The following is a 4,133-nucleotide window of genomic DNA, read 5'->3' on the forward strand; positions in this document are numbered from 1 at the left end:
ACACTAGATGCCCCGTATATTGAAGGACCTTGAGGCGCTGGCACAGGAAGATGCCAAAGTCCGCAGACACGGGACAGACGAGGCAAAAGGATGGCGTTGGTGGGCGTTAAAAATAGAAGAGGAGGCCAACCTTCGACTGGTTTCCCGAAGAAGAGGAATATTATGCCACGTACTTGGTCGTCTTAGAGAAAGTCGAAACTGAGTCTCACATGACCTGGTACTTGATCAATGATCGATTTTGAGGAGAAAAATGGGCATAAAAAAAACTACGAGTTTTTAGATGAGTTTTATGAGTTTTTAGATGAGTTTTTAGATGAGTTTTTAGATGAGTTTTTAGATGAGTTTTATGAGTTTTATGAGTTTTATGAGTTTTTAGATGAGTTTTTAGATGAGTTTTTAGATGAGTTTTTAGATGAGTTTTATGAGTTTTATGAGTTTTTAGATGAGTTTTATGAGTTTTTAGATGAGTTTTTAGATGAGTTTTTAGATGAGTTTTTAGATGAGTTTTATGAGTTTATCAACATTTAAATTCCCTTATTATTTGACTAAGTAAAGGAATTCAATTTTCCTTTCTTAAAAACAATTACAGGTGGTCAAAAAGATGCCAAAAAATCATTTCCTTACATCTATTGGGGTTGTTAATAAACTTAAAACAGCCAGATTAAAATGGGCAAAAGTTCTAGCAATGGTCATCGTGGCCGTCACTATGTTATTGGGAATGCCACAAAACGCAAAAGCAGCAGCTAACCCCCCACAATTCCAGGAAACTAGGGTTGGACCCTACCAATGCGTAGCAATTCCAGGAGTGACAAAAGTAAGAGTTCGGGCCTTAGAACCATCAAATGCTGAAATTCAATACGCTGTGTATCACAATGGGAATGAAAAAGCAACATATGAATACTGTTCAACTCCTGCAAACTCAGGGGATAAGTACGTACTCGAACCAGGTAATATGAGGGTACACACAACAAGAGATAATAAACTAGGACGTCTACAGATTGGTAATTTGAGTTATTCTGGTGCACGTTATGGTGCAGTACTAGTAGTCGAGGATATGACAGAGCCGATGACACAATTATCAGTAAACCGGAAGACGGTGGATATAGATGAGATAGATGAGCTGGTTGAAGGACAAAACTCCTAAGACCCTTGACTTAACCCTGGTTAGGTAGAGTGCTTTGAATACTTTTACAGAAGCCTTGGAGCCTTTCCATACAGTTAAGTGGTGTTAGCCTGGCAGACTGACACATCTGCGTGAAACCTAAATGTATCAGGCTCGACACTGTAACGAATGACATACTCCCACACTGTAATCTTTGATTCAGTGTGGGCTTTTTACTAACTCCACCTACTGGTTCAGATCTGACTGGAATTTAGACTAACTTGGGTCTCTCAAGACAGTCTAAGGGAGCAGGTCTTGCGTTGCAGAACAGATGAACTATGTACCATATGAGCTTGCTTAAACCCATGAGGGGGCTAAAGATTTAGTACAAATGTTCTACATGAGTGACATGCTTCCTCTCAAGACTACGTACATAAACCCAGAAGTGCAATTGTTTCCAGCACAGCCGAAGGGGATCCTAGGCTGATCGCCATAAGCTGTGCGTTCCGAACGAGTGTCGGGGTCTTATAGTTTACAAATATTCATAAGCACCTAAACAAAATTAATTCCAGTAACTTGCAGGTTATCTTGATGGGCATAGCTATCCATTTATCGACCATTTAACCACCCAACTTGAACGCAGCATATTCACGCTTGACAGTTTCAAGCTTGTGATTCAATTGGGACTTAAAGATTTTTCCAATTTCTCATCGATGGAAGCTGAGTTAATGCATCAATGAAAATGAGGTAAATGGGTGGTGCGATGCGTACGCTATCAAGATAGAGTCCGAGCAAACAGCTACCTACACATCGACCCTCCGCATATAAGCGGCAATATTCGATAACCTACCATCTATATAACCCTCGGCATAGTGGAGACACTACGCAATCCCAAACAACTACCTACACCTCAACCCTCAGCACACACCCGACACCACCTATCCACAAAACCCCCAGCACACACCCGAAAACAAAAACACCGTGTACCCGAAAAGCAACCTCATTAGCAGAAACTGAGAACAGAAACTCCAGCCGTCGAACTTCAATAACTGGGAAAACATTCGATTAAAAATCTCCCGGTGCTCAACTCAACCAATTATTTCGCTGCTTTATCTCCCCCAGAATTAACAACAACTACACCCTCACTACCAGGGGATTTACCTCTTCACCAATGGTGGTTATTGATTTTGGCTTGAAACAGCAACTGTTCAAGCTAAAATTGCCATTCTCATTGAGCAGCGCACCCCAGAATTCTGGGGTCATCCCAGAAATTTTTTCTCAGCCTTGTACATAATATGGAATCGCGAAAAAAAAATGTTTGACCAGAATTCTGCACCATCAGGGGCGATTCGCCCCGAAACGCTGATGAGCGAACTTAGTATTTAAAAAGACGCTTACTCTAACGACTTACATTACTTAGAGATAGAAGCACAGACCGATTCAGAAGGTAAGGCTTCCCTAACTTTAGAGCAAGCTGACCAAGTCCGTGCTCTGCGAAATCATGTTAAGAACACTGGGAAAAGAAGTGGTTTCTGTAATAACTCAATTGTTAAGGTTGATGATAGCAACCTCAGGGCAGAAACCCCAGAATCGACTACAGAAACCGAAGGAAATGTATATGTTCAACCAGAAAATCCGACTGAGCAGTTTAATGTGAAGCAGCTGATGAGGTCAGCATTTGCAAGTCTTTTTGATATTTTCAGCGGTTATATATATCCTCTCCCTCTCCTGGAGTTTTTTCGTACGGTTAGGACGGAGTTAGGGAAATTTAGAATAAATTTTCCTAACGGAGGTCTAATCGTAGAAAAAACTCCACACTCCGCCTGGCCGACTAGGCTGTGGTCGCGCGAGGCCATTGGATCTAAGTGTTTTAGAGAAAAAATTTATGCCTCGCGCCGACCCAGCCGGGAACTGCAACACCGATCGGCCAGGTATTTATGCGAAGCCAAGGTATTTATTTGGTTTCCACAGCGCAGCGCGTGTTCGATGGTATGTGTGCGATCGCATTTTTTCGGGGTGTTTGTAGCGCTACTGTTAGGTTAGCCTTGCGCAATAGCTTCATGGATGCAGGGAATTGGTTTGCTCGATGGTTGGGAATTCGGCAGAATTTTCGGCTGTGCGCCCTGGTTCTGGGTGAGGGTGGAGAGAAGAACCTCGCTTCGCTTGCGCGCCACCTGCATCGAACAAACACTCATTTAACCCAAACCACGGAAGGGTGGGATAGTCCCATCTTAGTGAGGTACAGTTGGGACAAAAGAAATCCCGCCCTCGGTACTCGGGAGCGGGCTGGATAGTGAGTTCTAATAGCGTTAGAACTTGGTTATGTTTTTCTACCCTTTTTTAAGATATATTGTCAGAGTGAGAAATACATCCTGATAGTCTGCATCGCCTGCGTCTTCACCTCCAAATATATGCGTTGAACACACCGTAGCATAGCTATCAGATACAATCTCTGCATGAGTTGTTTTGACATCTTTACTATCAGGGAATTTGAGTATGTACTCCCCGCCTTCAGAGGCAGTGAAACTACCAATTCCAAAATTATCCAATTCCCGAGAATTAATCGACGTCTTAAACACCAACATATTCTTCGGGCTGTATAGTTCAATAGTCTTACTTGATGCTGTTTGCGCTGTAGCGTACCATGAACAAATTTTTCCCTTTGGTATGGTTATAGGATACTCGTTGGTTAGTGGCATATTATTCTCCTTTTCTGTTTCCTTGAACATTTATTTGCTTTGGTCTGTGAATAGATTGATAGGTAAAAACATAAACCGAAAAAGTTTATGCTTTCTGATGAAACCTTTCCAACTTATTCGCTCTCGATTAGCGTTTCCATATAACTAATCTTTCAGACCGACGCTTCTGACGTTTCTCACGGTAAACTTACCGGTTAAAATTCTGACGAATATATTGGGTATAAGTTCGACCATCCACATCAGACAACTGTATTATTTATATCTTGATAAAAAGCCTATAAACCTCATAAACCTCATGTAAAACCTCATGTAAAACCTCATGTAAAACCTCA

General features: G+C 41.8%; 4 protein-coding genes. 3 read left to right on the plus strand and 1 reads right to left on the minus strand.

The window, feature by feature from the left end:
- The first annotated feature begins 228 nt into the window (after window positions 1-228).
- The 3 genes from AC4II3_RS23100 to AC4II3_RS23110 all read left to right on the plus strand — a co-directional run bounded on the left by AC4II3_RS23100 (window position 229) and on the right by AC4II3_RS23110 (window position 3,396).
- Window positions 229-528, plus strand: a complete 300-nt coding sequence (locus tag AC4II3_RS23100) for a hypothetical protein (RefSeq protein WP_490722894.1) — start codon at window positions 229-231, stop codon at window positions 526-528.
- A gap of 73 nt (window positions 529-601) precedes the next feature.
- The gene (locus AC4II3_RS23105; protein ID WP_488011482.1) at window positions 602-1,144 is read left to right on the plus strand and encodes a hypothetical protein; all 543 of its coding nucleotides are present in this window, start codon (window positions 602-604) and stop codon (window positions 1,142-1,144) included.
- 1,895 nt (window positions 1,145-3,039) lie between these two features.
- Complete coding sequence (locus AC4II3_RS23110; RefSeq protein WP_488011480.1) at window positions 3,040-3,396, plus strand: hypothetical protein; 357 nt, start codon at window positions 3,040-3,042, stop codon at window positions 3,394-3,396.
- 36 nt (window positions 3,397-3,432) lie between these two features.
- On the opposite strand, the gene AC4II3_RS23115 is transcribed toward AC4II3_RS23110, so the two are convergent.
- On the minus strand, window positions 3,433-3,831 hold the full coding sequence (locus AC4II3_RS23115; RefSeq protein WP_488011478.1) for a fucose-binding lectin II: 399 nt from the start codon (window positions 3,829-3,831) through the stop codon (window positions 3,433-3,435).
- Between the last annotated feature and the right edge of the window lie 302 nt (window positions 3,832-4,133).

The organism is Moorena sp. (genome assembly GCF_982860115.1).